Source organism: Olivibacter sp. EAT-5 (assembly GCF_044784325.1).
In the GTDB taxonomy this organism is placed as follows: domain Bacteria; phylum Bacteroidota; class Bacteroidia; order Sphingobacteriales; family Sphingobacteriaceae; genus Olivibacter; species Olivibacter oleidegradans.
The window spans coordinates 1,031,662-1,053,394 of record NZ_CP173028.1; the positions used below are offsets into that span (position 1 = coordinate 1,031,662).

The window sequence follows — 21,733 nt, forward strand, 5'->3', positions numbered from 1 at the left end:
GTACACTCAATCTAAAATTGCGAATAGCCATCAGTCTGCGCGAGCGATCGGTTATTTGTTAAGGTATTCCGATCAATCGGCCAGTATAACTTATACGCATCGGAAGCAGGAAGCCCGGTGTACTTATAAACAAAAGCATCACCAAAACGACGCAAATCATACCAGCGCTTCCCCTCTCCCACAAACTCAAAAAAGCGTTCTTGCAAGATGGCCTCCGCAGGATTAGTGTCCACAAGTTGATTGGGATAGCCGTGTACGGCAGCTTGATAATTACTTCCATAGGCTCTTTGACGGACCTGATTTATTTCGTCGGCCGGATTCTCGCCCAAGATCGCTTTTGCTTCCGCCAGCAACAGAAGTAAATCAGCGTATCGATAAATCGGATAATCATTGGTATAGGCCCTCATTCCTGCATTCTGTTCGCCCTGAAATTTTCTCAGGAAACAACCCGCCATACGGTATTTTCCCTCGTTATCCTTTTCATAGGCCGCCTGGATACTGGTATTTTTTCGCGTATCGTCCTCCTCAAATTTTCTATAGGTCTGTATTTTAGTGGGGGCGCGCAGTATACCGCCATAATTATCGGCCGTTACACTGAATTGCCTGTTTTCAAGCGAATCATAGAAATTCGCAATCAAACCCGTTTGCGGAACAAAATTGCCGATAAACCCTAATGTAGCTTCATTCAGTTGATGCCTGATTACAAAGATCATTTCCGCATTTCCTTTGTTGGCGGCATCAAATACTTCCCTATAGCTTGTTAGTAGGTTCAAAGACAAGTTGCTTTGTACCTCAAGCAGCGCTTGTTTAGCGACCTCCGCGTCTGCTGCCCCTCCCTCGCGGTGTGCGGTCCATAAAAAAACTTCCGCTTTCAGCATCAGCGAAGCAGACTTTGACCAGAACGCTTTGTTGCTTCGGATACTATAATCCGAGCCAAAATGGCTTATCGACGTCTCAATATCCTGCTTCACCAAGTCCAATACTTCATTAGCGGGGCTCGCTTCCTTTGCTAAATTAGCAACATCAATATCCGCTATTGCCTCCGTTTGCAGAATAGCCTTCCCCCAAGAACGATACAATTGAAAATAGTAAAAGGCCCGCATACCATGGGCAATGCCCAAATAATATTGCTTGGTTGCTTCGGTTACAACATTTGTGCTATTCAATTTGCTGATCAATAAATTCAATTGATTGATGTTACTATAGAAATCTCCATAATTACTTACACCGGGGTTATCCAGGTCAAGGTTATGTAACCACATCCGTTCCAGGCCCTGCGAGGCTTCACCGGTAAAGGAGGCTGAGGTACCGGCATCATTTCCAAAAATATCGCCTCTCAGTTCGCCCAGATACATAAAACCTTGCGCATGGTCTCGGAAACGGGTATGCAAACCTGTAACAAAGGCGTCAAATTGATCCGGCGTTTTCCAATAGCTGGCATCGCTGATGGTACTCACCGGTACCAAATCCAGCTTTTTATTGCACGAAGTAAGGCCCGTGGCACCTATGCTGATCGCTATAAGCGATATGATCATTGTAGTTTTCATTTAAATAATTTTTTTTCAATGGCAATGAAGTTGCTATACTATTTTTTACATTCGTTCATTTGATAAAGGATGATCTCACCGATTTATCGCCTTAAAATGAAACCTGAACACCTATGACAAAAGAGCGTGGCGTTGGATACGTACCACTGTATATTCCCGTCGCGAGGTTACTCGCGTTCACCGGCGGCTCAGGCGTCGGGCCCGAAAACCCGGTGATGTAAAACAAATTGTTAGCACTTACATATGCTCTAGCCTGCGAAAGCAAATGCGTTTTTGATAATAGGCTTTTGGGCAGATCGTACGACAAGGTGATTTCACGCAAAGCCAGGTAATCCCCTTTTTCATAGAACCTGGAATTATTACTGTTCAACACCGGGTTTGCGTTATTTCCGCGCGTATAATTCTGTTTCGAACCCGCCACCTGATCGGCAAAATATACTTTTGGAATATCCGTTACCGTATTTGTTGGAGACCAAGCCTGTTTCTGCAGCTCGATGTAATTGAAAGTTCCCTGATAATTTCCCAAGGTCCGCGCTACCAAATCGTTATAGATGGTATGTCCCAACGCAAACTCCCAGTTCGTAAATAAGCTCAGGGCTTTATAGCTTAAATTGGTTGTAAATCCCCCCGTCCATTTCGGATTAATATTACCGATATAGACCTGATCGCGCGAATCGATGATATTATTGCCATCTACATCCAGCCAGTTTACGTCGCCCGGTGTGATGCGTCCATTCGGCCCGGCCGGCAAATTAGGTCCGGTAATCCCGGCAATAGCATCGGTTCGATTACCGGCCAACTGTTGCACCTCTTGTTCATCCTTAAAAATAGAAACCTGTTTATAGGCATAAATGTCGCCCATCGATTGCCCCTCCTGATAACCACCGACCCAAACGACCTGACCTGATTTCGGATCATAGACCTGTAAGCCGCCCTGGCGATTATGCTCGTTGCCATTATAGGGTAATTCTAAAATTTTGTTCTTAACAAAAGCCGCATTGATACCCACATTCAGGTTAATACCTTCCGGCTTACGCAGTAGCTGCGCATTCAAAGCAAACTCATATCCTTTATTTTGTAAGGTACCCAGGTTGGTGGTAATCGAAGAAAACCCGATATAACTTGGAAGAGACAAATCGGTCAACAAGTTACTCGTCCGGCGATCGTAATAATCGAACAACAGCGTTATTCTATTATCGAATAGCCCCAGATCCAATCCTAGCCCTGTCGTTTTACTCTTCTCCCAGGCCAAGTTGCTATTAACCGGTTCGGTGTTTAAGTAACCCGCCACACCGTTATAGTTGGTCTGCAGGCCATAGGTTCCCTGCACTTCGTACCTGCCCAGCCCCGAAATATTCCCGTTCTCACCATAACTCACCCTAGGTTTGAAGGTCGAGATATATTTCGATAGGGCCGATGCTGCAAAAAAGTGTTCCTGATGCATATTCCAACCCGCTGAAATCCCCGGAAAGAATCCGGTACGATTTCCGGCCGCTAAGCTGGACGCCGCATCCAAGCGATAGACCGCATTAATTAAATACTTACCGTCAAAGTCATAGGCCAGGCGGCCCAAAGAAGATATAATGCGGTATTCCGACTGCGTGCTGGTGTTATCTCCCGGTACAAAAACCGTCGAGGCATTTACCGTAGGTATATCATCGGTTGGTGCATTTTTTCCGTACACCTGCATGTAATCCGTTTTTACATTGTAGTATTCCGCCCCAACCATGGCATTGAAATTATGCTTATCGTTAAAGGTTTTGGTATAATTGAACAGGCCATTGAACTGCGTCTGAAAATCCCGATTCAAGTTTCGGTAAGCATCTCTGGAAGTACTACCGATAGATGGTGGATCCGAAAAGATGTTAGCATAGGTTTGTGTAGACTTCTGAAAGGACTCATTAAACTGCTCGAGCATATAAGCATTGGCAGTAGCTTTAAAATAGAAGCCGGGAAGAATGTCCCATTTCAACGAGCCATTTACAATGACGCGATTGGTTTCATTTTTTCGGGAGATACGTGATAACCAATACAAGGGGTTCCCGTCATTAACCCCATTCCCGGGGTTCGGTAAAGTCTTCGCTTCATCGAGCCAGGGATTGAACGTTGGCCAAATGGCCAGCGTCCGATATAGCGCATTTACTTCTGACCCCGCAACACCATACTGAGAGGAAGTAGATAGCGTAACACCCGTAGACACCTCCAAATTAGGTTTTATTTTGTACGAGCCATTTACGTCTGCCGAGTAGCGTTTATAATCCGAACCCACAATCACCCCTTTTTCATTATAGGCATCAAAGGAGGCAAAATACTTACCCCGGTCATTCCCGCCCGTAACATTGACATAATGATCCTGCGTTGTGGTGTTTCTGAATAAAATATCCTCCACCTCACCACCGTGATCTTTATAAATAATTTGGCCGCCGTATGGGTCATCCAGCACAGCCCAGCCCTCGTTTACAAGATAGTTAAGCTCCGGTGTATACCGCCGAATATCAAAAGTCGCTAAATTAGCCGGATCAGTCAGCAGTCCAAGCCCACGGGAGCTATTCACTTGTGCCTCCGTTCTGTTCGCATTCAAATAACCCAAACGCGTGTAGTAGATATAGTCACCGGCATTCATATATCGATAACCGTTTCTCCGTTGATTAAATCCACCGGTAAACTTATACGTGATCTGCGCCGTACCGGCCTTACCCGTTTTCGTAGTCACCAATAAAACCCCATTATTTGCCCTGGCGCCATAAATCGCGGTGGCCGAAGCATCTTTCAATAACTCCATCGACTCGATATTCTCTGAAGCAATATCATTTAAATCGCGTATAACCCCATCAACCACAACCAAGGGCCCTCCCGGATTATTGATGGAGGCGCCACCTCGTAGACGCAACATCGGAGCAGCACCCGGTTGCCCGGTTTTATTAACTACTTGTAAACCCGGCACAGCACCCTGCAAGGCCGAAGCTACGTTTGCGCGCGGTACATTTTCAAGTACTTTTTTATCCAATTTAGCAATGGAACCGGTGATGTTCGATCGGCTCTGTGTTCCATAACCTACCACCACCACTTCATCCATTGTTTGCACATTCACTTCAAGGCTAATGCGGAGCCGGGTTTCTTTCCCCACAATAATTTCCTTTGGCGTGTAGCCCGTATAGGTTACCATCAGCACATCCTGCGGTTCCGCATCTAAACTAAACTTCCCCTCCAGATCGCTCTGTACCGCTGTTCCCGTTGATTTGCGCGTAATGGTAACGCCCGGCAAGACTTCGTTCGTTGTTGCATCAACAACCTGACCGACAATCCGTTTCGTCTGTGCATACGCTTGCTCATAGCCCACTATCAGCGTACATAGTATCGCTACAAGGTGGATTTTTAAGTTTACTCTCATAATTACTAGTTCAGGTATAAAAGTATTAAGTATTACATAATGCACAAATATAGAGATTAAAAAATAATATGCAAGAAAAAAACAAGTATATGTATAACATAATAACGATTGCAATTCATTATCTTTGTTGCAAGTTTAGCATAACACCCTATGAGCAGTAAAAGCACAATCTCAGAGCAATTTGGCACATTAGACACTTCCAGTCTGGTCGATCGAGTAGAAATGAAGATTATCGACTTATTTATTAATAAGGGCTTGAAAGTTGGGGATGCGCTTCCAAAAGAAGTGGAGCTCGCTGAAATTTTGGGCGTGAGCCGCACGGTTATCCGCGAAGCGATGTTGCGGCTACGCATGGTAGGACTGATCGATTCGAAAAAGCATCGTGGTGCTGTGCTCACCAATCCGGACTTGCTCTCACCTTTAAAAAAATCGCTCCATCCGAGCATATTAGCTGAGAAAACCTTACGGGATTTATTTGAAATGCGCTTGGTGCTGGAGGTTGGTATGGCGGACTTACTATTTGAACGTATTACGGATACCGACCTGGAAGAATTGGACAAAATTGTTGCCAATGAGCCCTTGAATCCGGACGCGACCCTATTTAATATTATAGATGAAATCGCTTTTCACGGGAAGCTCTATGAAATATCAGGCAATCAAATGCTGAAAGATTTCCAGCATATGCTTTTACCGGTGTTTCAATATGTACATACGAGCGGCTTATTAACCAAAGCCTCTCAATCGAAAACATTCATTTCGCATCGGGGTTTGGTTGACATTTTAAAAGTTGGTAATCCCGAGGTATTCCGGAATGCCATGCGAAAGCATCTTGATAATCATTTCGCTCGCCTTTTCGCCCGTAGCTAAGTTTTCTATAAATTAATTTTATCTTCATTTTGCACTATGACAGTGCATTTTTTATAACATTTTGCACTATCATAGTGCAATGTACCCTTTTATAAAGAGGCCGTTCTCGGTTTGCCGATATCGAATGAGATCATGCAATCAAACCTATCCGTCCACAAATGAACAGCGAGTGTTCAATATCGAACAGTTACACCACCAATCAATAGCTTATACAACACAAAATCAGTCATTTACATTTTTGGCTTAGTTGATGATAGCCTTCTGCTAAACACCGGAAATCGGTCGCGGAATATAAACGCTATGATCAAAAACTATTTGAAAACCACCTGGCGCAACCTGGTTAAAAGCAAAGGGTATAGCGCTATCAATATCGGGGGACTTGCCGTGGGGATGGCCGTCGTCATGCTGATCGGTTTATGGGTATATGACGAACTCACGTACAATAGCTACCACAAAAACTATGATCGCATCGCACAAGTGATGCAACATGCCAATTTTAACGGTAAAATAGGTACACAGAGCGCCAACCCTGCATTGATGGGCCCGGAATTACGGGCTAAATACGGAAATGATTTCAAATATGTGGTACAGGCATCCTGGTATTACAACCCTTTGCTCTCTGTGGGCGACAAACATATCAGCCAAGAAGGCATCTATTTCGAAGAAGACGCCCCTGAAATGCTCAGTTTGCAAATGCTGAAGGGAACACGTGCCGGCTTACATGATCCGCATTCCATTTTACTATCCGCCTCTGCGGCCCAAGCCCTATTTGGCGAGGAAGATCCCATGGGAAAAACCTTGAGGGTAGACCGCAGCCAAGAGGTGAAGGTAACCGGTGTTTATGAAGACCTACCCAACAACAGCTCTTTCAATAAGGTAAAAGTTATCCTGCCCTGGTCTTTATGGATCATTCAAAACCCCTGGGTCAACAAAATGGAAAAACCATGGGGCAGCAACTTCAGCCAAACCTTTGTGCAGCTTACCGAACAGGGCGATATGGAGAATATTTCCCGTAAAATCAAACATGTAAAGTCAGATAAGGTAGGGAAAGACGAAGCGAAAACTAACTGGGTGGTTTTCTTGCACCCCATGCGTAAATGGAATTTGTATAATGAATTCCGCAATGGTATCAATACCGGGGGGAGTATCCAGTACGTACGATTGTTTAGCCTCATCGGCGGCTTTGTGTTGCTATTGGCCTGCATTAATTTCATGAACCTGACGACCGCACGAAGTGAAAAGCGCGCCAAGGAAGTGGGCATCCGTAAAACCGTCGGCTCGCATCGCCTGCAACTTATCGGCAGGTTCTTTGCAGAATCGTATATCACCGTGCTGATCGCTTTTGTACTCTCCTTGCTATTAGTCATCTTATTCCTACCTTCTTTTAATGAGGTGGCCGACAAAAAAATCGAAATCCCTTGGCTCAACCCCCTATTCTGGTGCACCAGCCTGGCCTTTATAGTCATCACCGGCTTATTGGCCGGTAGCTATCCGGCGTTCTATTTATCATCGTTCCAACCCTTGAAAGTACTGAAAGGGACATTCAAAGTTGGCCGATTTGCTTCGGTGCCGCGCCAAGTACTCGTGGTTGTACAGTTTACGGTTTCCATTATGCTGATCATCGGTACCATTATCGTCTATCAGCAAATTCAGCATGCCAAAAGCCGACCGGTCGGTTATACCAAAAAGGGATTGATAAACCTGCCCCTCGAAGGTGAACTGAGACAACATTTTGAAGCCTTCAGAACAGACCTGAAAAACGCCGGTGCCATTGAAGAAATGGCCGGTTGTCAGCTCCTTACCGGGGTATGGAATAGCAACGGCGGTTTTGATTGGGAAGGCAAAGACCCCGATTTGGCGACCGACTTTCCGAACAACTCGGTATCCGTTGATTTTGGTAAAACCGTGCAATGGCAAATAAAGGCGGGGAGAGATTTTTCAAAAGCATTCGCTACCGATTCCATGGCTTTTATCATCAATGAATCCGCCGCCAGGTTTATGGGATTTAAAGATCCTGTCGGGAAAACAATCCGACAAGGCGGTGAGCGTTTCACCATTATAGGTGTCGTGAACGATATCCTGCAGGAATCACCTTTCTTTCCGGTACGCCCCACGCTCTATCATCTCGATTCGTATGATGCTATGGTGAATATCGTACTGAAACTAAACCCCAAACAGAACGCGGGACGATCCATTAGCGCCATTGAAGGTGTTTGGAAAAAATACGTGGAAGACGTACCCTTTAATTACTCCTTTGTGGACGAAGCATTCGGAGACAAATTCAAGGTAGAAGAACGCATCGGGAAGCTTTCTTCTTACTTTGCCGTACTGGCCATCTTCATCTCCTGTCTGGGACTTTTCGGCATGGCCAGTTTTGTGGCCGAGCAACGGACGAAAGAAATCGGCATCCGCAAAGTATTAGGCGCCAGCGTCGCTAACTTACTGCAATTGCTTTCCAAAGAGTTCATCCTGTTGGTAAGCACTTCCTGCATCATCGCCGTGCCCGTCGCGTGGTATTACCTTAGCCAGTGGCTTAACAATTATGATTACCGTGTTCACATCAGCTGGCTTGTTTTTCTCGTAGCGGCTGTACTGGCGCTGGTGATCACCCTGCTCACTGTTGGCTTTCAAGCCATTAAAGCAGCAACCGCCAATCCGGTGAGGAGTTTACGAAATGAGTAAATTCCCTTTCTATTCACTATATTTATCATAGAATACGAAAACGGACGCAGGCTACCCCTATAATGAAAATTACAACGTACATACCTACGGCTCAATTAACGCCATTTATCAAAGATTATAAAATCATTGAAAGCCAGTATGATACAACCAACCAAGTGGTACCTAATGCCTCATTTGCTTTAGCTTTTCGTCTTAGCGGCCAAATATCGTATATAAACAACGACCGCTCCGTCGATTTACCAAACATCGCCTTGTCAGGATTGCGAAAGTCCGTTCGGTTTATCCATTATAAGAAAAACTCAGGCACCCTTATTGTCTCATTCAGTGAACAGGGCCTGTCTGCCTTTTTCAGACAACCGCTTTACAACTTATTTGAGCAGACCGTTCCCTTAGACCATTATATACCACCCGCCACGCTAGCACTTGTGGAAGAGCGCCTAGCCGAAATGAGCAACAACCAATTGAGAATCGCCTGCATGGAGGAATTTTTAATCTCCATACTGATTAACCGTACTCCCGATCTATTGGTAACAGAAGCGATCCATAAAATCCATTCAACAAGGGGAAATATCCGAATAAAGGAGCTTGCTGCGGCTTTATGCATCAGCCAAGACGCCTTCGAAAAGCGGTTTAGAAAAGTAACAGGAGCTTCTCCTAAACAATTTTCGCAGATTATAAAAATGAACGCTATTGTTCATCAACCTAATCCGGCATCGCTTCTTGACCTGGTCTTTGAAAACGGTTATTACGATCAACCCCATTTCAACCGGGATTTCAAGCTATTTACCGGGCAAACACCCACTGATTTTTTCAAATCACCTTCTTTTTGGTAATCAATGATTTTTTACAAGGATTGCTTTTTCCAACGCGCCATCTTTGCATAAAAAAAGTATATGAAACTAGGTCTATTAGCCGTCTTTGCAGGCCTGGCATTGATAAGTTACAGAACCTTCAATCAGTCAGCCCAAGCATTGACGTTAACCGCAAAACACCAGGAAATGAAACAATTCAGTTTATTAGTACGTGTACCCGAAACCTATAGTGAAGCGCAGGTTAAATCGGCAGGTGTGCAATGGAACAATTTGATTGAGCAATGGAAAGCAGCAGGCATATATGTGCTCAGCTTTGCTTTTCCCGGAGAAAGCTACACTGTATCAGGTACCGGAGGGGAAACCGTAAAAAAAGAAAGCGTGCTTTCCGGCAATCTTCGTGTTGTAAGCCAGGTTGTACTACGTGCTGCAAGTATAGAGCAAGCCCTGGAGCTCGCCAAATCCGTCCCGGTTTTGTTATATGGCGGAACGGTAGAAGTACGGGAAATCCCTAAACCCATTCAACCGGCAGGATAAAAATCCATAAGCGTGCTATTTTGCACTCTCACAGTGCATTTTTTACTGAAATTTGCACTATTACAGTGCAAAATAGCTATCTTTGTGAAAATTAACTGCTATGGAGAAATTATTGGAATATTTTCATAAGCTTTTACAGGCTATTGATACAAGCTTTCTTCGCTATACCTATGCAGAAATAAATTGGGAAAGCCGAATGATCGGCCTTACCGGACCGCGAGGCGTCGGTAAGACTACGCTCATCCTACAATACATCAAGAAAAATTTGAATCCGGCAGAAGCACTTTATGTTACCGCTGAGGACTTTTATTTTGCCGATCACAAGTTAATAGACTTAGCCGACGTCTTCATCAAACAGGGAGGAAAACACCTTTTTATAGACGAAATTCATAAATATAAAAACTGGTCAAAAGAGCTCAAGTTAATTTATGACTATTATGCCGAATTGCAAGTTATCTTCACCGGATCTTCCGTATTGGACATTAACAAGGGTGCTTCCGATTTAAGTCGTAGAGCTGTTATGCACCATATGCAGGGGCTATCATTTAGGGAATATTTACAACTCTTTCATCAAATATCCTCGGATGTATACTCTTTGGATGATATTCTGGCGCATCAGGTAAAAATACCGAACTTGAAGCATCCGCTCAAATTCTTTGCTCAGTACTTAAGAAGAGGATATTACCCATTTGCATTAGAAGGCGATTTTGACATACGGTTGCAACAGATAATCAATCAAACGTTAGAATCTGATATTCCTTTGTTTGCTGATATGAACGTGGCAACCGGACGGAAAATGAAACAGCTTTTAGCCATCATCGCCAAGAGCGTTCCTTTCAAACCCAATTTTTCCAACATTGCAACTATGCTCTCTGCAAGCAGAAACAATATCGCTGATTATTGCCTATATATAGAAGAAGCAGGAATGATTGCCCAATTGCGGGACGACACCGGGGGGATAAGAGGCTTAGGTAAGGTTGATAAAATATACCTGGATAATACCAATCTCATTTATAGTTTAGCTGAAAGCTCCCCGAACATTGGGAATATTCGGGAAACGTTTTTTTTTAATCAACTACGGGTCAAACATGAAGTCATAGCTTCAACCGTGGGTGACTTTCAGATCGGTGATATGGTCTTCGAAATCGGAGGAAAAACAAAAAGTCAAAAACAGCTACAAGGTGTTAAAAACGGTTATGTTGTAAAAGACGATATCGAATCCGGATTTTTAAACACCATTCCGCTTTGGCAACTTGGAATGACGTATTAACGATACAAGTGCACAGATGTATCAGATCGCTGTTTTCCGTTGACAAATAGATTTATCGCTATCCGTTATAGATTGCCGCTTTTTAGTCTATTTCTATGGCAACCTTTCCAATATAACCGCCTTGTTCAGCGTACTGATAAGCCTCTTTATAATGGGCAAATGGAAACACTTTACTGACCTCAATCTTAAGCCCGTTCCGTAATGCATTTAGCAGCACACCCGTGTATTTTGTGGACGGCCTTGAGAGTATTACCAGATGCTTTTTGGTCGTAAACAGGTTTTTGAAAATCGAGGCCGGAATTTCAATTGCCTTTGGTGTAGGGTTAAGAAAAAGGGCTTTAGCTTTCATTATTTCTTTGGCCTTTTTGTATCCCATTTTGCCTGATAAATCAATAACGATGTCAAAAGCTGCTTTATGAGAAAAGATATCTTCCTTCGTGTAATCTATCACCGAATTCGCTCCCCAGCTTTTTGCGAACGCTACACCTTGTGTGCCGGTAACGGCTGTTACGTTGGCACTGTGTTGTTTTAATAATTGAAGTAAAAACATGCCGAAGCCACCGGTAGCGCCGTTTACCAAAATCGTTGTCTGAGCATGGATGTTACCCATTTTTTCAATTGCGGTAGCAGCGGCAGTCCCAACCACGGGAATAGAAGCCGCTTGCTGAAAGTCAATATCAGCAGGCTTTTTCCAGACTAACGAAGAGGTAACGGCAACGTATTCAACTGACACACCTTCTTTCATCATGTTTTTAACCACCCCAAAAACTTCATCCCCTTTTTTTATGCCGACAACAGAAGATCCAATCTCTTCAACAATACCGGCAAAATCAGCACCTGCGTACTTTGGAAATTTCGAGCCGGACATCAAAGTCATCTCTCCTTTTCTAATTTTCCAATCCATAGGATTGATAGAAAAAGCTTTCACTTTCACCAATACCTGATCCGCATTAATAGTAGGTCTGGGTCGTTCAACAGTTTGCAGAACGTCTGTAGTTCCGAATTTTTTATACACGATTGCTTTCATGATATTATTTTTATTGTTTAAAAATGATATCACAAAGTTGCGAACAAGTGCATCGCCAAACTTGTATCAGATCACTGTTTTGACCAAGGCGATAATGTTTTTAACGGTAGGAAGCAGCGCAGGAAGGGAGACAAAGAGCGATGCAGTAAAATCAGAAAATTGCAATCAGATCGCTATTATGCTTCAGCGCTTTAGGTGGCATTCCGAACATTTCGTACATATACTTATTAAATTGTGGGAGGTCATAAAAGCCGGTGTCATATGCAATATCCGTAAGACTTCTTGCTTTATCAGAAAGAATAAGATAAATCGCTTCGCGTAGCCGTGTCCATAACAAATATTTGGATAAGCTGCTACCGGTTTGTGCTTTGAATAACGATGCCAAACGCGAGGGGGAAAGGAAGACCATATCGGAAAATATCTGTGGTGTTATGTTCTGCTCAAAATAATTAACCTTGATATATTCTATGATTTTTATGACCCTTTCATCATATTTGGCATTAGGTAAGGTAGCGAGCAAGGCATCTACCACTTTATTAACGTCCAAACCTTCTTTAGGTGTTTGAAAGAACAGATTTGTTTCCGCTAGTGAGTCGAAAACAATATAATCCTTGCCTTCCTTCAACCTACGTGCCAGTTCTAAACCAATGTTTGAGTAGGCCTCAATATTTAATACACTCAATGTTCCCTTTTCTGCAACGCAGAGATGCGAAACATGAGGTTTTATCAAAAAACCGCGAATTTGTTCATAATGTACTCCGCCGATCGTTGAATTAAACGGCGTATCATCCGATAAAACGATTTGATACGCGGCATGATGATGAATTTCAACCGATAGGTTGCGGGCTTTCAGGGCAAGAAGGAACGGATTATGGTTCTGTCTTTTCATATCACTTCCTTTATGTTGATGTCAACTGCACGGAAGTTACAAATTTTTCCATTACGGTTCCGAGTTTATAGCCGGTCCATTTTCAATCAATCCACCCTAAAACATTTACCCCTAATTTCGGTTTCTTTTTGTATCTTTTTAAAAAGTTAAGTTACGAAAAAAAGAACCCTGCAGGAAAATTACGGGAAATAAATTCTTCGGGACAGTAACAGGTTAGTATCTTGCAGAAAAGTCGGGTATAAGCGTTTAGGCTGATAGTGGCATGAGCATTTAAATTAGCACTATATGAAATCAGGGATCGAAATTATCGAAAAAGACAAGGGACAAATCTTAGGAGTAGCAGGTGGTAATTACCGCATCATTGTACCCGGAGATAAAACGGACAATAAATATGCAGTCATTGAGATGATTGTCCCACCCGGAGGCGGACCTCCGCCCCATTCGCATCCCGATACACACGAAACCTTTTATGTATTGGAAGGAGAAGTTGAATTTCAGACGGAACAGGAGAAATCCATAGTGGGTGCCGGAGGCTTTATAACCATCCCATTTGGAGGAGCTATTCATTGTTTTACGAATACCTCCAGCACTGTGGCCAAGCTACTTTGTACCGTCATGCCCGCCGGTTTGGAAAAAGTTTTCGAACTAGTCGGTGTTCCGGTAGGTAGCGGTGAATTTGCCCCCATTCCGGAACTTACAGACGAACGTCGGGAACTGATGGCACGGATTGACAAGCAATTTGGTCAAAAGACCTATCCCAAAGGGTATCTCGATTAAAGTAGTTACAAACTTAATCTTTAGAATTAGTCTATTAGAATTGGTCCGTACAGGTACTCATTCTGATTTATTTAAACAACAACATACGGAACATTTTCACATCTTCTCAACTTATTTATTAACGTCTCATCATATAAAGCCACCTTGCCCCACCCACCAGAGCCCCGTTTGCACCAACGTTGATAAATAGTAAACAAAATACGACATTATTATGGCCAAATCAAAGAAATAGCATAGTATCTTTGCAGCCACGATGAAAAATAAAGACAACAACTCAGCACTTATTTGGTTTCTTTGTCAGCAAATTTCAGCGGGCACCTGTAAAGGTTATCCATCCACGAAGGCCTGATTATCAGGAGCCGATCAATACGTACGTAACCGTACCAAAGTATTCATGTGTTTCATTTCCGACAGGTTCAGCCGTTAACAGGCCTGAGCTGATTTAAAAGACAGGGGCAGAATTTATTTTTGCCCGTTTAAGCCGTCGCTCCAAAATTGCGCATCGAAGATTCAATCGGAGTACGTACCTTTGGGTATGCAGCAATCAACTCTACCCTTTCGTACTTTGGCAGCTCTTTTCGCTATTGCCACGCTGGTAGCCTGGATGTCCTTTCGTTACTTCTACGAACAGGCCAAAGAAGCCCTATTAACCAGTAAGGCAGAATCAGGCAGAAGAGAACTGCGCGAAATCGCCTCGCTGCTAGCCTTCCAACTAAAAGGCGGCACATCGCCCGAAGAAGTTATCCGTCGGCTGCAGGAAAGTATAACCAATATGGATGAGCAGAGCGAATTTGTTTGCATGTACAATACCTCCGGTATTGAGTTATGCCATCCCAATCCCGCAATGATTGGCCTTAAGATTAACCCGGGCAATTCCCGGCTAGTAAATTCAACACAGGCCGAAGACTTTCACGAAGTATTAAAACGCGGGCAAAGCGCATCCGGCATCCGGCAATTTCCTCAAGCAAAGCAACGGATATCCGAAGTTGTGAGTGTCTACCCCGTAACAAACACCAATTGGATGTTGGCTAGCCATGCCAATACAGCTGTGTGGCAAAACGAAATCGCTACCCTATATCGTCAATGCATACTCGCTGCAGTAAGCCTGGTATTAGGCATATCCATTGGCTGTTTCATCCTTATCCGACTCATTTACCAAAAATACGAAACCCGATTACAGCGGAAACTAGACGGCTTGAACGCAGAAGTCATTGAAGTCTCAGCATTAAACAAGCATTTACTCGCATCCAAAGAAAAACAAGAAACCACGGCAACAACAGTGACACTAAATGAGGCTCAGCATGCCGAATCTCGAAAACGGCTCATGACCTATCATAAAGATCAGATTATCTCCATCGCCGTGCAGGATGTCGCCTTTATTTACCTTGCCGAAGGCACGGTGTCCGTCACCACCTTTCATTCCGAGGCATATCCCATTAACAATAGTTTAGACGAGTTGATGAGCCAGTTAGACGCCGACAGCTTCTATCGCGCCAACCGGCAATTCATCCTGAATATCCGCGCCATTGATTCCATTCTGATGTATGGCCGCAATCAGCTACGCATACAAACCACTCCTGTGGCACCCGAAGCAATTATCATTAGCAAACACAAAATTGCTGACTTTAAGCGTTGGCTAGACCGTTAAACGCCAATTCGCATTCCCCTTCGCGCTTTAAAAATCCCCTTTAAGCAAAAAAAAGCCCCATTCGCAGCCACCTGTTTCCTTCCTGCAACAGGCCCTCCTACCTTTGCCAAGGTTAATAAACATAAAATATAGGAAAATGAAAACACAAACATTGCCGGGCAAAATCATCTTAGGCATTCTGGCCCTCATGCTGAGTTTCGGCTCACAAGCCCAAGTTGCTAACCAACCAAGTGGAAAGATCAAAAACATTGTATTAGTGCACGGCGCCTTTCTCGACGGTTCCGGATGGGAGGGTGTATATCAACGTCTGGTAGAGAAGGGCTATCATGTCAGCATCGTACAACACAAATTAGAAAGTTTAAGTGCTGATGTAGCCGCCGTACGCAACATCATCGATCAACAAGACGGCCCCGTGGTATTAGTAGGCCATAGTTACGGTGGGGTGGTCATTTCAGAGGCCGGAAATGACCCGAAGGTAAGCGCCCTGGTTTATATCGCAGCCCATGCACCTGACGCAAACGAGCCACGTGCCGCCCTTATCAAAAAATATCCATCTGCATACACCTCATTAATCAAAGGCGAAGACGGTTATGATTATATTGATCAGGCAAAATTTCCGGCCGATTTTGCGGCCGATTTACCGCCAGCAAAAGCAGCTTTTATGGCCGCCTCACAAGTTCCCACCGCAGAAGCCTGCTTACAGGCAACCATTACAAGTCCGGCCTGGAAACACAAACCCGTTTATTATATGGTAGCTACCGCCGACCGCATTATCAATCCCGATCTTGAGCGATTTTATGCCCAACGCGCTCGGGCGATCAAAACCATCGAAATCGACGGCGGAAGCCATGCCATTTACACCTCACGTCCGGCAGAAGTCAGCCAGCTCATAGAAGATGCAGCCCGTAGCATGAAATAACCCTTTAACCTTATTAGAAGACAATATCAAACGGTAGGCGGCATTATTGCCTATCATGCTAAACACCTACGCCAAAAAAAGCACCAATTAACGCAAGGGTATCTCGATTTCGATCGAAATACCCTATTTACAAACCTGATAACTAACCAAGGTTCTGGTTATGCCATCCCTATTGCCTCACTTCCCCTACTTCCCTGCCAGTCGGCCACCGCATAGAGGCTTTTGATCGGTCTTTTTTCCGACATACCACCATCGCCTTCCTACCGCTTGTATCCTTGGTATTTCCTTTCTACTGACATTTGATTTGCATAGACTGCGTCTCAAATATTTTATACGACGTTTGTCCAAACTGTGGCGGCCATCTCCCGACCTCTCATTGCCGGATTAGAACTGGAGACAGCAGAGGCTCTTGTAAATACTTGAAATGATAGGCGCCGATCAATATTTAACGCAAACCGCCAATATGATTACTTACTTTTTTGTAAAAAGCATCATTTATAGCAATACATATGCTCTTTTATTCAAAGACCGAAGAATGATTTTCAATAAGGTAGCGTCGGGGATGTTTACCCGAAAACTCTTTGAAGTCCCGAATCATGTGCGGTTGGTCATAGTAGCCTGAGTCCAATGAAAGTTGGACGAGTGACTGACTTTTGGACACAGTGTTGGATAAGCACGCTTCGAACCGGACGATTCTACTGAACATTTTGGGACTAAAGCCAATTAACGACTTAAACTTACGCTCAAATTGCCGTTGAGATAGAAAATTTTGGTTCGCCAATCCAAGCATATCCACATTGCCATTGTGGTGAGTTATGAAATTAACTGTGGCTATCATGTCTTTATTAAACTTCACATCATCTTTTAGCTTTTTAGCTAAAAAAGAAGTCATCGTGCCAACCCGTTCCTCAGTGTTCCTGCAAGCCATTATTCTATCCTCCAATGCGGTTCCCTCACTACCCAACAAATCTGATATTTCAATATTGAAATTCGTTAACACATGGGCGGGAATACCAAATAAGAGAGGAATTGCAAAAGGTTGGAAGTATGTCCCAAACACCCCCACTTTACCGGTAGCTGAAATTTATAAATGAGCACGTGTTTGACACTGAAAACCACTTTTAAACAGAGGTAATCGAACATTATCTTGCTCAATATGCATCAAGCCGCTATACTGGAATGCGAGTTTTGGGTTGATCGACGCTGTCAATCCATGCTGATAAGACTCACCCCCGGTATACATCCCTTCGAATTCCCAAAAGAAACAAACGAGATTTCTGAGGTCTGCGGATGGATATATTCTTCTATAATGCATTTTCCTGAACAACTATGTGCATACGATTACCGTACCGATTCCATTTAAAGATAGTAACTGAGCAGCTTGTTTCCAACATAATCGTCCAAAAAAGCATCTCGACAATTAAGCAGGCAATTACAATTTAAGCCCATAACTCGATTTGCCTATCTCGGGTTATCTGCAACATGAGCAAAAGTATGAAGCGATGTTCTCTTAAAATTGTACGAATTCGTCATTTTAAATAAAGAAGCTAAAAAAAAGTCGAATTCGTACAATTATATCGCGGTACACAACGGTAATTTTGCGTCATAAAGAAAGACTGGATGTATCGTTTCAATACTTGCATCTACTATTAATTGCAAATCGGATATGAAAGAAAAAATAATTACCAGAGGAGAAATTGAAATCTGTACGGAACGTTTCGGAGTTCCTGAAAATCCGACAATTTTATTGTTGGCAGGAGCAACCGTATCTATGCTATATTGGGACGAGGAGTTCTGTAGGATATTAGCAGATAAGGGTTTCCATGTTATTCGTTATGATAACAGGGATGTTGGTAGGTCAACGAACTATGAACCGGGATCAGCTACCTACAATATCATTGACCTTGAAGAAGACGCTATTGCTATTCTGGATGGATATAAAGTCGGCAAAGCACATTTTGTTGGTATATCTCTAGGCGGTTTAATCTCACAAATTGCAGCGATACGACATTCAGACAGGGTAGCATCCCTCACGTTGATAGCCACAGGGCCGTGGGGTATAATGGACCCAGACATTCCGGAAATGGATAAGCGAATCTTAGATTTTCATGCAAAAGCGGCAGATGTAAACTGGAGCCAAGAAGAAAATGTAGTCCACTACATGCTCGAGGGGGCAAAACTTATGACCGGTAGAAAACCATTCGACAAGGCCAAGGCAGAAAACCTGATCCGATCGGAATATGCGCGTGCGAAAAACTACATCAGTATGTTTAACCATGCTACCTTGGGCGGTGGAGAACAATACTATAACAGATTAGATGAAATACAACAGCCAACCTTAGTAATCCATGGCACAGATGATTTAATTTGGCATTTTAACAACACGAAGATACTGCTGAATAAAATCGGCAATTCAAAGCTTATTACACTTGAGGGCACCGGGCATGAATTGCATGTTCAAGATTGGGATACGATTATAGAGGGGATTTCCAAACATATCAAATACGCGATTACAACAGACATTTAGTGAATAAACATCAAGGCTGCTTGTCCCTTGTTTGCACCAACGTTGATAAATACCAAATGGCCTAGGCTTGCGGACGCAGCAATCGGCAGCCTAGCTTGTCCCCAAACATATTTTCACGCGAAGCTAACGTCATAAAGCAAAAGACGAACGAAGGGATATCCATTGCCGGGCGTGTCTCCTTTTGCGAACGGACAAGCGGCAACGAATTGCAAGGGAGTGAGCCAGCCAGAGCTTTCTTTGCTATCTTTCTTTCGCGGGGAAAGAAAGTAGACGAAATTAAAGCTTCATCTTATGAGGTCATCTTGCCCCACCCGTCAGAGCCCCGTTTGCACCGACGTTGATAAATACTAAATGGCCTAGGCTTGCGGACGAAGCAATCGGCAGCCTGGCTTGTCCCTAAACATATTTTCACGCGAAGCTAACGTCATAAAGCAAAAGACAAACGAAGGGATAGCCATTGCCGGGCGTGTCTCCTTTTGCGAACGGACAAGCGGCCACGAATTGCAAGGGAGTAAGCCAGCCAGAGCTTTCTTTGCTATCTTTCTTTCGCGGGGAAAGAAAGTAGACGAAATTAAAGCTTCATCTCATGAGGTCGTGTTTGTTTTAATCTTTAGAATTCAGCTCGTTGCATTTGCAAAAAAAGAGCTATTCTCGTATTTTTGTATGTATGGAAACGCTTGAAATAAAAGTCCCTGACAACAAAACAGCTTTAGTAAAAGCATATTTAAAAGAACTTGGGGTGATCGTCAAAGTAAAAAAGGTAAGCAAGGAACCCAATGCTGAAACTGTTGCTGCGATGAACGAATTAAAAGCAGGCAAAGGAAAAAAATTCAATAATGTAGATGAATTATTTGATAGCATATGATTTAACCTAATGTTTAAAATCGTTACCTCAACCAAATTTCTAAAAGACCTAAAACTACTCAAAAAGCGATCAACCAAAGATTTAGAGCTATTACAGGAAAAATGAAAAAAAGTAAACGAAATTAAAGCTTCATCTCATGAGATCGTATTTGCCATACGCCCACAAACCCCGTTATACTACCATTCCGAAGTACAAAATCTGAGCAAAGAACCCATAAGAAGCTTATATCGGCCTTAAATGTTCCGGGCACCACAGGCTAAGTAATAGCACCAACGTTCGAAGGAAGATTTACAGCCGCGGCTTTTTTTGTTACTTTTTTCAGCTGATGGAACCTTCTCTTGCAAAGAGAAAGCTTGAATACCTTTAAGAATTAACACAAATGAAAAAAAAGTAAATAAGGGCCTAGGCTTACGGACGCAGCAATCGGCAGCCTGACTTGTCCCTAAACATATTTTCACGCGAAGCTAACGTCATAAAGCAAAAGACGAACGAAGGGATAGCCATTGCCGGGCGTGTCTCCTTTTGCGAACGGACAAGCGGCAACGAATTGCAAGGGAGTAAGCCAGCCAGAGCTTTCTTTGCTATCTTTCTTTCGCGGGGAAAGAAAGTAGACAAAATTTAACTTAATAATCGACACTACCTCTTCTTCCCTTTTACCTGCATAAAGAAGTAGACACCTACTAACAAAATCACATAAACCCACCAAGGTAAGCGAAACAAGCCTGATTTTTCTTTCTGTTTTTCATGAAACTGCGAAGATACTTCTTGCTGCATCACTTTCTTTCCCTCCAATAGCCGTCCTTGGCTATCCAACAAACGCAGTTTGCGTTCATCACGACCACGGTAGCGGAACCAAAGCTCGTCCGCGGTCAAACCACTATCCGGATGCCAACGCGCATTCCCCTTTAACCACCATAAAGCATCATATTCCGACTGATCTTCGGCTATATAACCACGCCAACTACTTTCGCTCAGGGATGAATCATTTGCAATTGAGACCCTCTCTTTTGTTGAATACTTTGTTTTGAGTTTAGAGGCGGTGCAAGACAACAACAGTCCTGCACCGATCATTAGGTATATTTTCATTTCGCCTCCTTCCCTATCCAATCAGCCACCGCATAGAGGCTTTTGATCGGTCTTCTTTTCCGATATACGCCATCACCTTCCCTGCTACCCGTATCATTGGTATTCCCTTCGACTGTAATCACTTCCTTTTCGCCCCATTCATCAATAAAACCACAATGCGCAATGCGTTTGAGCGAGGGGTAGTAGAGGCCAAACACACAGGCTGTTTTCGTTATGGGTTGTTCGTCGTTAGTTGTTTGTGATCCCCTTGTGGGCACCTTCTCTCGTGGCAACACCAATTTATCATGAGGGAAGAGGCTGGCGGCCCAAGCAGTTTTAGGGTTATCCACCTCCGCTTGCCCCAGCACCCAACAGACAAAAGCCGCACACCAGGCATAGGCTTTGCCAAGGCCCGTATAAGCTAAGTAAGCTTCTACCTGCGGCCCATCGTTACGCCCCGTAGCCTCCCGTACCCCGAGTTGGCTATCGTAAACTTTCTTGACCCTTAAACGAGTAGTTTCTATACGATTCTTTTCCAAAACCAACGAATCTGTTGGACGAAATGAACTTTTTCCCAAAAACACCTCCTTTTTCTTGTACGAAATCGAAGTAGATGAATTCTTATAAGAATCTTTCCTAGTCGGAACTAAAAGAAAGATCATTGTTTTTATAATTAAAACACTTAGTATAATTATTAAAGGGTTTACTTTCTTTTTCATTTTTAAAACGTTAAAATTGTTTTCAACTTTTTCTTGATAAAAACTTATTCCCCTTTTACCTTAGATGCAAAAGGGGCAAACCGAGAAACGAGGCTTCGAGCTCATGAACGCCTTTGAGAAAATAAACCCAAGTGAATAAACATCAAGGCTGCACGTATTTCGCTAAAGATTTAGGTCTCACCCTCAATCCTGTG

At 43.5% G+C, this 21,733-nt stretch carries 19 protein-coding genes; 11 read left to right on the plus strand and 8 right to left on the minus strand.

Features of this window, described 5'->3' with window-relative positions; all coding sequences use genetic code 11:
• Positions 1-11: 11 nt before the first annotated feature.
• Complete coding sequence (gene nanU / locus ACH11B_RS04160) at positions 12-1,547, minus strand: SusD family outer membrane lipoprotein NanU (RefSeq protein WP_207303722.1); 1,536 nt, start codon at positions 1,545-1,547, stop codon at positions 12-14.
• 91 nt (positions 1,548-1,638) lie between these two features.
• Positions 1,639-4,938 carry a SusC/RagA family TonB-linked outer membrane protein gene (locus ACH11B_RS04165; protein ID WP_377611733.1) on the minus strand — a complete coding sequence of 1,100 codons (3,300 nt, stop codon included), beginning with the start codon at positions 4,936-4,938 and terminating at the stop codon, positions 1,639-1,641.
• 150 nt (positions 4,939-5,088) lie between these two features.
• On the opposite strand from ACH11B_RS04165, the gene ACH11B_RS04170 reads away from it, so the two are divergent.
• The 5 genes from ACH11B_RS04170 (at position 5,089) to ACH11B_RS04190 (ending at position 11,103) form a co-directional block, all read left to right on the plus strand.
• Entirely contained in the window at positions 5,089-5,805 is a 717-nt protein-coding gene (locus tag ACH11B_RS04170; RefSeq protein WP_130855037.1) for a FadR/GntR family transcriptional regulator, read from the plus strand.
• A gap of 300 nt (positions 5,806-6,105) precedes the next feature.
• Positions 6,106-8,487, plus strand: coding sequence for an ABC transporter permease (locus ACH11B_RS04175; RefSeq protein WP_377611736.1), 2,382 nt, complete (start codon positions 6,106-6,108; stop codon positions 8,485-8,487).
• A gap of 62 nt (positions 8,488-8,549) precedes the next feature.
• Entirely contained in the window at positions 8,550-9,320 is a 771-nt protein-coding gene (locus ACH11B_RS04180; protein ID WP_130855036.1) for a helix-turn-helix domain-containing protein, read from the plus strand.
• 60 nt (positions 9,321-9,380) lie between these two features.
• A complete protein-coding gene (locus tag ACH11B_RS04185) occupies positions 9,381-9,833 on the plus strand; it encodes a YciI family protein (protein WP_130855035.1) in 453 nt (150 codons plus the stop codon).
• Positions 9,834-9,933: 100 nt separating this feature from the next.
• A complete protein-coding gene (locus ACH11B_RS04190) occupies positions 9,934-11,103 on the plus strand; it encodes an ATP-binding protein (protein ID WP_377611738.1) in 1,170 nt (389 codons plus the stop codon).
• 82 nt (positions 11,104-11,185) lie between these two features.
• On the opposite strand, the gene ACH11B_RS04195 is transcribed toward ACH11B_RS04190, so the two are convergent.
• Both ACH11B_RS04195 and ACH11B_RS04200 read right to left on the minus strand, forming a co-directional pair.
• Positions 11,186-12,130, minus strand: a complete 945-nt coding sequence (locus ACH11B_RS04195) for an NADP-dependent oxidoreductase (protein ID WP_377611740.1) — start codon at positions 12,128-12,130, stop codon at positions 11,186-11,188.
• A 151-nt stretch (positions 12,131-12,281) separates the two neighbouring features.
• Entirely contained in the window at positions 12,282-13,019 is a 738-nt protein-coding gene (locus ACH11B_RS04200; RefSeq protein ID WP_377611742.1) for a helix-turn-helix domain-containing protein, read from the minus strand.
• Between the two features lie 285 nt (positions 13,020-13,304).
• Here ACH11B_RS04200 and ACH11B_RS04205 point away from each other — a divergent pair, with 285 nt between their 5' ends.
• The 4 genes from ACH11B_RS04205 to ACH11B_RS04220 all read left to right on the plus strand — a co-directional run bounded on the left by ACH11B_RS04205 (position 13,305) and on the right by ACH11B_RS04220 (position 16,791).
• Positions 13,305-13,796 (plus strand): cupin domain-containing protein, encoded by a 492-nt coding sequence (locus ACH11B_RS04205; protein WP_377611744.1) that lies wholly within the window; start codon positions 13,305-13,307, stop codon positions 13,794-13,796.
• 535 nt (positions 13,797-14,331) lie between these two features.
• Entirely contained in the window at positions 14,332-15,444 is a 1,113-nt protein-coding gene (locus tag ACH11B_RS04210) for a LytR/AlgR family response regulator transcription factor (protein ID WP_377611746.1), read from the plus strand.
• Between the two features lie 136 nt (positions 15,445-15,580).
• Entirely contained in the window at positions 15,581-16,363 is a 783-nt protein-coding gene (locus ACH11B_RS04215; RefSeq protein WP_377611748.1) for an alpha/beta fold hydrolase, read from the plus strand.
• Between the two features lie 299 nt (positions 16,364-16,662).
• On the plus strand, positions 16,663-16,791 hold the full coding sequence (locus tag ACH11B_RS04220) for a DUF1272 domain-containing protein (protein WP_377611750.1): 129 nt from the start codon (positions 16,663-16,665) through the stop codon (positions 16,789-16,791).
• 89 nt (positions 16,792-16,880) lie between these two features.
• On the opposite strand, the gene ACH11B_RS04225 is transcribed toward ACH11B_RS04220, so the two are convergent.
• Positions 16,881-17,363, minus strand: a complete 483-nt coding sequence (locus ACH11B_RS04225) for a helix-turn-helix domain-containing protein (RefSeq protein ID WP_377611752.1) — start codon at positions 17,361-17,363, stop codon at positions 16,881-16,883.
• 84 nt (positions 17,364-17,447) lie between these two features.
• Complete coding sequence (locus ACH11B_RS04230; RefSeq protein ID WP_377611754.1) at positions 17,448-17,678, minus strand: hypothetical protein; 231 nt, start codon at positions 17,676-17,678, stop codon at positions 17,448-17,450.
• A gap of 351 nt (positions 17,679-18,029) precedes the next feature.
• On the opposite strand from ACH11B_RS04230, the gene estT reads away from it, so the two are divergent.
• Both estT and ACH11B_RS04240 read left to right on the plus strand, forming a co-directional pair.
• Positions 18,030-18,890, plus strand: a complete 861-nt coding sequence (gene estT / locus ACH11B_RS04235) for a macrolide hydrolase EstT (protein ID WP_377611756.1) — start codon at positions 18,030-18,032, stop codon at positions 18,888-18,890.
• 667 nt (positions 18,891-19,557) lie between these two features.
• Positions 19,558-19,755 carry a hypothetical protein gene (locus ACH11B_RS04240; protein WP_130855013.1) on the plus strand — a complete coding sequence of 66 codons (198 nt, stop codon included), beginning with the start codon at positions 19,558-19,560 and terminating at the stop codon, positions 19,753-19,755.
• 636 nt (positions 19,756-20,391) lie between these two features.
• Here the strand turns inward: ACH11B_RS04240 and ACH11B_RS04245 are convergent.
• Complete coding sequence (locus tag ACH11B_RS04245; RefSeq protein WP_377611758.1) at positions 20,392-20,841, minus strand: hypothetical protein; 450 nt, start codon at positions 20,839-20,841, stop codon at positions 20,392-20,394.
• On the minus strand, positions 20,838-21,539 hold the full coding sequence (locus ACH11B_RS04250) for a peptidoglycan-binding protein (RefSeq protein WP_377611760.1): 702 nt from the start codon (positions 21,537-21,539) through the stop codon (positions 20,838-20,840). The genes ACH11B_RS04245 and ACH11B_RS04250 overlap by 4 nt, the downstream gene beginning before the upstream one ends.
• Positions 21,540-21,733 lie beyond the last annotated feature (194 nt).

Excerpts from the sequence above, each read along its gene's own strand:
- nanU (WP_207303722.1), bottom strand. The coding sequence starts at position 1,547 with ATGAAAACTACAATGATCATATCGCTTATAGCGATCAGCATAGGTGCC.
- ACH11B_RS04165 (WP_377611733.1), bottom strand. The coding sequence starts at position 4,938 with ATGAGAGTAAACTTAAAAATCCACCTTGTAGCGATACTATGTACGCTG.
- ACH11B_RS04170 (WP_130855037.1), top strand. The coding sequence starts at position 5,089 with ATGAGCAGTAAAAGCACAATCTCAGAGCAATTTGGCACATTAGACACT.
- ACH11B_RS04175 (WP_377611736.1), top strand. The coding sequence starts at position 6,106 with ATGATCAAAAACTATTTGAAAACCACCTGGCGCAACCTGGTTAAAAGC.
- ACH11B_RS04180 (WP_130855036.1), top strand. The coding sequence starts at position 8,550 with ATGAAAATTACAACGTACATACCTACGGCTCAATTAACGCCATTTATC.
- ACH11B_RS04185 (WP_130855035.1), top strand. The coding sequence starts at position 9,381 with ATGAAACTAGGTCTATTAGCCGTCTTTGCAGGCCTGGCATTGATAAGT.
- ACH11B_RS04190 (WP_377611738.1), top strand. The coding sequence starts at position 9,934 with ATGGAGAAATTATTGGAATATTTTCATAAGCTTTTACAGGCTATTGAT.
- ACH11B_RS04195 (WP_377611740.1), bottom strand. The coding sequence starts at position 12,130 with ATGAAAGCAATCGTGTATAAAAAATTCGGAACTACAGACGTTCTGCAA.
- ACH11B_RS04200 (WP_377611742.1), bottom strand. The coding sequence starts at position 13,019 with ATGAAAAGACAGAACCATAATCCGTTCCTTCTTGCCCTGAAAGCCCGC.
- ACH11B_RS04205 (WP_377611744.1), top strand. The coding sequence starts at position 13,305 with ATGAAATCAGGGATCGAAATTATCGAAAAAGACAAGGGACAAATCTTA.
- ACH11B_RS04210 (WP_377611746.1), top strand. The coding sequence starts at position 14,332 with ATGCAGCAATCAACTCTACCCTTTCGTACTTTGGCAGCTCTTTTCGCT.
- ACH11B_RS04215 (WP_377611748.1), top strand. The coding sequence starts at position 15,581 with ATGAAAACACAAACATTGCCGGGCAAAATCATCTTAGGCATTCTGGCC.
- ACH11B_RS04230 (WP_377611754.1), bottom strand. The coding sequence starts at position 17,678 with ATGCATTATAGAAGAATATATCCATCCGCAGACCTCAGAAATCTCGTT.
- estT (WP_377611756.1), top strand. The coding sequence starts at position 18,030 with ATGAAAGAAAAAATAATTACCAGAGGAGAAATTGAAATCTGTACGGAA.
- ACH11B_RS04240 (WP_130855013.1), top strand. The coding sequence starts at position 19,558 with ATGGAAACGCTTGAAATAAAAGTCCCTGACAACAAAACAGCTTTAGTA.
- ACH11B_RS04245 (WP_377611758.1), bottom strand. The coding sequence starts at position 20,841 with ATGAAAATATACCTAATGATCGGTGCAGGACTGTTGTTGTCTTGCACC.
- ACH11B_RS04250 (WP_377611760.1), bottom strand. The coding sequence starts at position 21,539 with ATGAAAAAGAAAGTAAACCCTTTAATAATTATACTAAGTGTTTTAATT.